General features: G+C 70.1%; 4 protein-coding genes. All 4 read left to right on the top strand.

Annotated features, from left to right (window positions below; translation table 11 throughout):
* Positions 1-243 precede the first annotated feature (243 nt).
* Positions 244-2,913 carry a trehalase-like domain-containing protein gene (locus tag V7053_RS17285; RefSeq protein WP_334173505.1) on the top strand — a complete coding sequence of 890 codons (2,670 nt, stop codon included), beginning with the start codon at positions 244-246 and terminating at the stop codon, positions 2,911-2,913.
* Positions 2,914-3,098: 185 nt separating this feature from the next.
* Positions 3,099-4,538 (top strand): Gfo/Idh/MocA family protein, encoded by a 1,440-nt coding sequence (locus V7053_RS17280; protein ID WP_334173504.1) that lies wholly within the window; start codon positions 3,099-3,101, stop codon positions 4,536-4,538.
* Positions 4,535-5,458 carry an NAD-dependent epimerase/dehydratase family protein gene (locus V7053_RS17275; RefSeq protein WP_334173503.1) on the top strand — a complete coding sequence of 308 codons (924 nt, stop codon included), beginning with the start codon at positions 4,535-4,537 and terminating at the stop codon, positions 5,456-5,458. The genes V7053_RS17280 and V7053_RS17275 overlap by 4 nt, the downstream gene beginning before the upstream one ends.
* 40 nt (positions 5,459-5,498) lie before the next feature.
* Positions 5,499-6,420 (top strand): 5-dehydro-4-deoxyglucarate dehydratase (locus V7053_RS17270; protein ID WP_334173502.1); only part of this gene is annotated, 922 nt, incomplete at its 3' end.

Genomic DNA, 6,420 nt, shown 5'->3' with positions numbered 1-6,420 from the left:
TGGGGAATCCGGCGGCAAGGCGCGGGAGAAGTTGGGGAATCTGGCGTCACGCTGAGGCGCCCCGATGCAACGAGGTCCCCGACCGCCCGTTGCGCCGTCACCTCCGCAGGGTGGGTGCGCACGACATGCCGTGGCTCACATCCCCGTCACCTCACCCTTTTTACGCCTCCGCAACACCCCCGCCGCACTGCAGAAATCCCTAACTCCGAAACTGGATGGCATGGGGGTGGAGCGGAGGCAACCATGGCAACACCCCTGAACCGGACGGTCGCGGAATCGGCGCTCCTGGGCGGTTCCCTCCCGTTGGGGCTGCTGCGCCCCTATCTCCAGGGCGCGGACGACGACGACGGGCTGGGGCCCGTGCTGATGGCCGAGCTCAAGTTGCTTGCCCGGGAACCGTCGCTTCTCGTCGCCTGCAACTATGGCGGGACGCTCACCTCAGTGGACGGTCAGACCACCGAGACGCTCCCGCTCGGGAGCGCCGCCGTCGCCCTCCGGGCCCTTGCCGCATTGCCGAATACGCACGCGGCCGTCATCTCCGGCCGCTCGCTCCGCGACCTAGCGGCGATCTCGCGACTTCCAGCCGAGATCCACCTCGTCGGTTCGCATGGCCACGAGTTCGACATGGCGTTCGCCTACGGGATGCCTCAGGCGACCGAAAGCGTGCTGCAGCTGGCCGGGAACGTCCTCGTCGAGCAACTCGCCACGCGTCTCGGTGAGGCTCAGTCGCAGCGGCTCGTCAGCGAGCGCGGGCTAGCGTTCGAGCGCAAGCCGGCCGCCTTCGCTGTCCACCGCCGGGACGCGGACCCCGACGCCGCCGCCGCAGCAACCGCCGTCGCGCGCGAGGTCGCCGAGGCGTACGGGCTATATTTCATCGAGGACGGTACCGTCGTCGACCTCTCCGCCGTCCAGCCCGCCAAAGGCGCGGCGCTCGACCGACTCCGCTCACAGCTCGGCGTGAGCGCGGCGCTGTTCGCTGGCGATGCCGCGAGTGACGAGGACGCCCTCGCGACCTTGCGTGGCCCTGACCTTGGGCTGCATGTCGGCCCCCGGCTGACGGCAGCGCGCCATCAGCTTCGCGATCCCGAGGCCTTCGCGCGTGTGCTGGCCGTTCTGTTCGAGCTCCGCAGGGCGTGGTTGTTCGGCGAGGAAGCGGTGGCCCTCGAACGGCACTCAATGCTGGGCGACGGAAGTTCGACTGCTCTCGTCACGCCCGACGGCAAGGTCTGCTGGATGACCCATCCGCTCCCGGACTCGGGCTCGATCTTCGCTCACGTCCTCGGCGGCGATTCGGCGGGGCACTTCTCGGTGGGCCCGGTCGCGGCTTCGCGCCTTCTGGGGCAGCGATACCTCGACAATACGATGATCGTCGAGACGCGGTGGGCGGACATGGCCGTCGTCGACTATCTGGAGCCGTCCGGCGAGGGCATCACGAAGCTTGTCCGGGTGATCAGCGGGCACGGCCCAGCGCGCGTCGTCTTCGCGCCGCGTCCCGACTATGCCGGGGCGCCCTGCACGATCGAGGAGCGCGGTGACTCGTTGCACGTCATGGGTACGTCGGAGCCGATCGTGCTCCACGCGCCGGGGATCCGTTTCGCCATCGAGAGCGACGGGCGGCACGCGACGGCGATCGGACACGTGGACCCCTCGCGCGGGGCCGTGGTCCTGACGCTCTGCTGCGGGGACCCCGATGCGCCTGAGCCCGACCCCGCGGGCGAATCGGAGCGTCGGGAGGCGGTTGCGCTGGCCTCCCGGGCATGGGTCAGAGCGCTCGACGTTCCGTCCGTCAAGCCATCTCTCGTCGTGCGCTCGGCGCTCACACTTCACCACCTCGTGCACGAGCCGACCGGCGCGGTCCTCGCTGCGCCGACCACGTCGCTGCCCGAGGGCATCGGCGGCACGCGCAACTGGGACTACCGCTACTGCTGGCTGCGGGATGCGTCGCTGACGGTCATGGGCCTCGTGGAGCTCGGGTCGACCGACGAGGCGGACGGGTTCCTCGCATGGCTCGGTCGGATCCTCGAAACGGCGCCGGGGCCTGAATGGCTGCACCCTCTGTACTCGGTGACGGGCGCGCCGCTCTCCACGGAGGCGTCGATCGAGCACCTCCCGGGGTACGCCGGGTCGCGGCCCGTGCGCATCGGGAACGCGGCGGACCACCAAGTGCAGCTGGACGTCTTCGGCCCGGTTGCCCAGCTCATCGACGTGCTCTCCGAACGCACGGGCGAACTGCCCGAGGAACACTGGGCCCTGATCCGGCAGATGGCGGCGGCCGTCGCCGCGCGCTGGCACGAGCCCGACCACGGGATCTGGGAGGCCCGGCGCGCCCCGCGGCACCACGTCTACACGAAGACCATGTGCTGGGTGACCCTCGATCGCGCGCTTCGCGTCGCTCTGCGGCACGGCCGTAAGCCGGACGAAGGCTGGGAACCGCTTGCTGACTTCATCCGCGCCCAGGTGCTCGCCGACGGCTGGGATGACGGCGCCCAAGCGTTCACGGTCGCCTACGACAGCCCTGATCTCGATGCCGCCGTGCTCCACGTAGGCCTTTCGGGCCTGATCGACCCGCTTGACCCCCGGTTCCTCGCGACGGTAGCTGCCGTCGAGCGCGAGCTTCGGGTCGGTCCGACCGTCTTCCGCTACACCTACGACGACGGCCTGCCCGGGCTTGAGGGCGGCTTCCACCTGTGCACGTCCTGGCTCATCGAGGCGTATCTGGCGGTCGGCCGGATCGAGGACGCGGAGGAGCTCTTCGCCCGGCTCGTAGCCCTCATGGGGCCGACCGGGCTTCTGCCCGAGGAGTACGATCCCTCGACCGAAACACACCTCGGCAACCACCCGCAGGCGTACTCGCACCTCGGGTTCATCCGCTGCGCGAGGCTGCTCCACGCCGTTCACACCCTGCAGACCTGACGGCGCAAGCTTGGGCCGTCAGGTTCGCAGGGTGCGTCGCTTGGCTTGCGCCGTCATGTTCGCACGGTAGGCCGCTTGGCACGCGCTTTCCCTGGCCTCTTGGCAGGGCGGTCCCGCTGGAGTACGGTGGTGAGAAACCGGTTACTCACCCCTGATCCACGCGCTCACCGAGGAGACCAGCCCCTATGGCACCCACCGAAAATCCGCGGAAGAAGTACGTCCTCGCCGGCACTGGCTCCCGCGCCGAGATGTACGTCGACGCGCTCATGGGCCCCCACGCCGATCTGGGGTCCCTCGTCGCCTTCGTCGACACCAACGAGCACCGCATGGACTACCACGGCGCGCGGATCGCGGAACGCCGTCCGGACTGGCCCGCGCCGCACCACTACCATCCGGACCGCCTGGGTGAGATGTTCGACGTCGAACGCCCCGATGCGCTCATCGTCACGACGCCGGACTACACCCACGCGCGCTACGTGACGGAGGCGCTCGACCGCGGCGTCGACGTCATCTGCGAAAAGCCCATGACGACGTCGGTTCAGGGCATCGAGGAGATCGTCCGCTCGGCGCGCGCTGCGGCGTCAGGCGCCACCCCGGACGGTCGGGCCGCCAACCTCGTGGTGACCTTCAACTACCGCTACTCGCCTCGGAACTCGATCATCAAGGACATCGTCCAGTCGGGCAGAATCGGCAAGGTCACGTCGGTCCACTTCGAATGGTGCCTCGACACGGTCCACGGGGCCGACTACTTCCGGCGCTGGCATCGCAGCAAGGCCAACTCGGGAGGCCTGCTCGTGCACAAGTCGACGCATCATTTCGACCTGGTCAACTGGTGGCTCGGCGACGTGCCGGAAACCGTTTATGCCCAGGGCGGCCTTCGCTTCTACGGGGCGAAGAACGCTGCGGCGCGCGGTCTGGGCTCGCGGCCCGAGCTCAGCCGGGACAACCCCGACCGCGACGACCCGTTCAACCTCGATCTTGCCGCGGACCAGAAGCTCCGGGGGCTGTACCTTGAGGGCGAGGCCGACGACGGCTACCTGCGTGACCGCGATGTCTTCACCGAGGGCATCGACATCGAGGACAACCTGAGCCTCGTGGTCGGCTACCGTGGCGGCGCGTCGATGGCCTACACGCTCGTGGCGCATTCGCCGTGGGAGGGCTACCGCGTTGCGATCAACGGGACCGAAGGCAGGGTCGAGATCGAGGTCGTCGAGCGGGGATCGGTTTCTCCTGACCGGCACACGCTCGATCCGTCCGTGGCCGCCGACGCCGATGGCGTCCACGGGCAGGTCCGACCCGAGGGCACCAAGATCATCCTCCAGCGGCATTGGGAGCCAGCCCTCGAGATACCGGTTCCTGAGGGCGAGGGCGGCCACGGCGGCGGCGACGCGATGCTCCTCTCCGACGTCTTCGTGGGCCCGGGCAACGATGCGCTGCACCGTCAGGCCGGCTACATCGACGGCATTCGGAGTGTCATCGTGGGGATCGGGGCCAATGAGTCGCTCCGCACGGGGCAGGCGATCCGGCTCGCGGACTTCGGGCTCCCGCTCGACGACGGCGCACCCCTCACCGTCGCCGCCGGGACCGCCGAGGCCAAGCGGGCAGCGACGGGAGCACGCGCATGAGGATCGCCGTCACCGGGGGTTCCGGCAGGCTCGGTGTGAGCGTCGTCAACCATCTCACGGCCAGGGGCCATGACGTCCACTCGCTCGATCGTGCGCCGTCGGCGCTCGTGGCGGCCGGGGTCCGGCAGCACACGCTCGACCTCACGGACGCGGCAGCAGCCCGGGAGGCCTTCGCGGCGATCCGGCCGCACGCCGTCGTCCATCTCGCCGCGATCGCCGTGCCGTTCAGCGCGCCCGAGGACGTGATCCTCCGCACGAACGTCCAGCTCTGCTTTTCGGTGCTCAGTGCGGCGGTCGACGCCGGGGCGGACCGCGTGCTCGTCGCGTCGAGCCCAACGGTGCTCGGCTACGGGACGCCGCAAGGCTGGTCGCCGCAGTATCTCCCGATTGACGAAGAGCACCCGATCGCGCCGTGGAACGCGTACGCACTGTCGAAGGCGACGCTCGAGGCGACCGTGCGGATGTTCGTCGCGCAGCAGGGGGATGCGATGAGGTTCGGGGCCTTCCGGCCATGTTTCGTCATCTCGCCCGAGGAGTGGCGCGGCGCCCCGACCCAGCAGGGCCACACAGTGTCCGAGCGCCTCGCCCGCCCCGAGCTCGCGGCAGTCTCGCTCTTCAACTACGTGGACGCGCGGGACGCGGCAGGGTTCGTCGAACGGTGGATCGAGGCCGCGCGCGAGGTCCCGAATGGGGAAGTGTTCTTCGTCGGTGCGGATGACGCGATGGCTCGACGGCCGCTTGCCCAGCTCGTCCCCGAGTTCCTCCCCGGGACCCAGCAGATCGCAGCCTCTCTCACGGGGACCCAGGCGGCCTTCACCTCGGCGAAGGCCCTGCAGCTGCTCGGCTGGCGCCCCCAGCGCTCGTGGCGCACCGAGCTCGAGGGCGAACCGCTCGCCGCCACCTCCGTCCACCTCAGCTGATCCCTGCATCCCTACTTCACAACTTCCGACAGGAGCACCGATGCACTTCGACGGCATCCTCTTCTTCCCGGTCACCCCGTTCGCCGCAGACGGCACGGTCGACGCCGGTCTTGCGCGCGAGCATGTGGCCTCGCGCCTGCCGCACCACCCCGGGGGCGTCTTCGCCGCCTGCGGGACGGGGGAGTACCACTCCCTGACGGCGCGGGAGGTGGGCACAGTGATCGGCGCCTCCGTCGCGGCAGTGGCGGAGGCAGGAACCGGTATCCCGGTTCTCGGCGGTGCTGGCGGACCGTTGGGCCACGCGCTCGATGCCGCCCGGGCTGCCGAGGACGCCGGCGCCTCGGGGCTCCTCGTCCTCCCGCCGTATCTCGTGAACGCGCCAGTCGACGGGCTCGTCCGCTACGTCGAAGCCATCGCCGACGCGACGGCCCTCGAACTCGTCGTCTACCATCGGGCCAACGCGCGGTTCACGCCGGAGGCGGTCGCGCGCCTCGCCGCCGACCCGCAGATCGTGGGGTTCAAGGACGGCGTGGGGGACGTCGCGGTCGCGCAGGAGGTAGTCCTCGCGGTAGAGGCGATAGGCCGGACCGACTTCCAGTTCTTCAACGGTCTGCTCACCGCCGAACTCAGCCAGTCGGCCTACCGCGGGATCGGCGTCCCGCTCTACTCGTCGGCGGTCTTCGCCATGGCGCCGAGCGTCGCGAACGCGTACTACCGCGCCCTCGAGGCCGGCGACGAGGGGCGCCGCCGCGAGCTCCTCGACGGCTTCTTCCGGCCGCTCGTCGCCCTCCGCGACGCGGTTCCCGGCTACGCCGTCTCGCTCATCAAGGCGGGTGTGCGGCTCGGCGGCCTCGAGGTCGGCGGCGTGCGGCCACCGCTCGTGGACCCGCGCCCCGAGCACCTCGCCGAGCTCGAGCGGATCCTCGCCGTGGGGCGCGAACTCGCTGGGGACGCCGTCGCTG

It is taken from the genome of Sinomonas sp. (genome assembly GCF_036848755.1).
GTDB lineage: Bacteria > Actinomycetota > Actinomycetes > Actinomycetales > Micrococcaceae > Sinomonas.
This window is presented reverse-complemented; position numbering and strand designations above follow the sequence as displayed.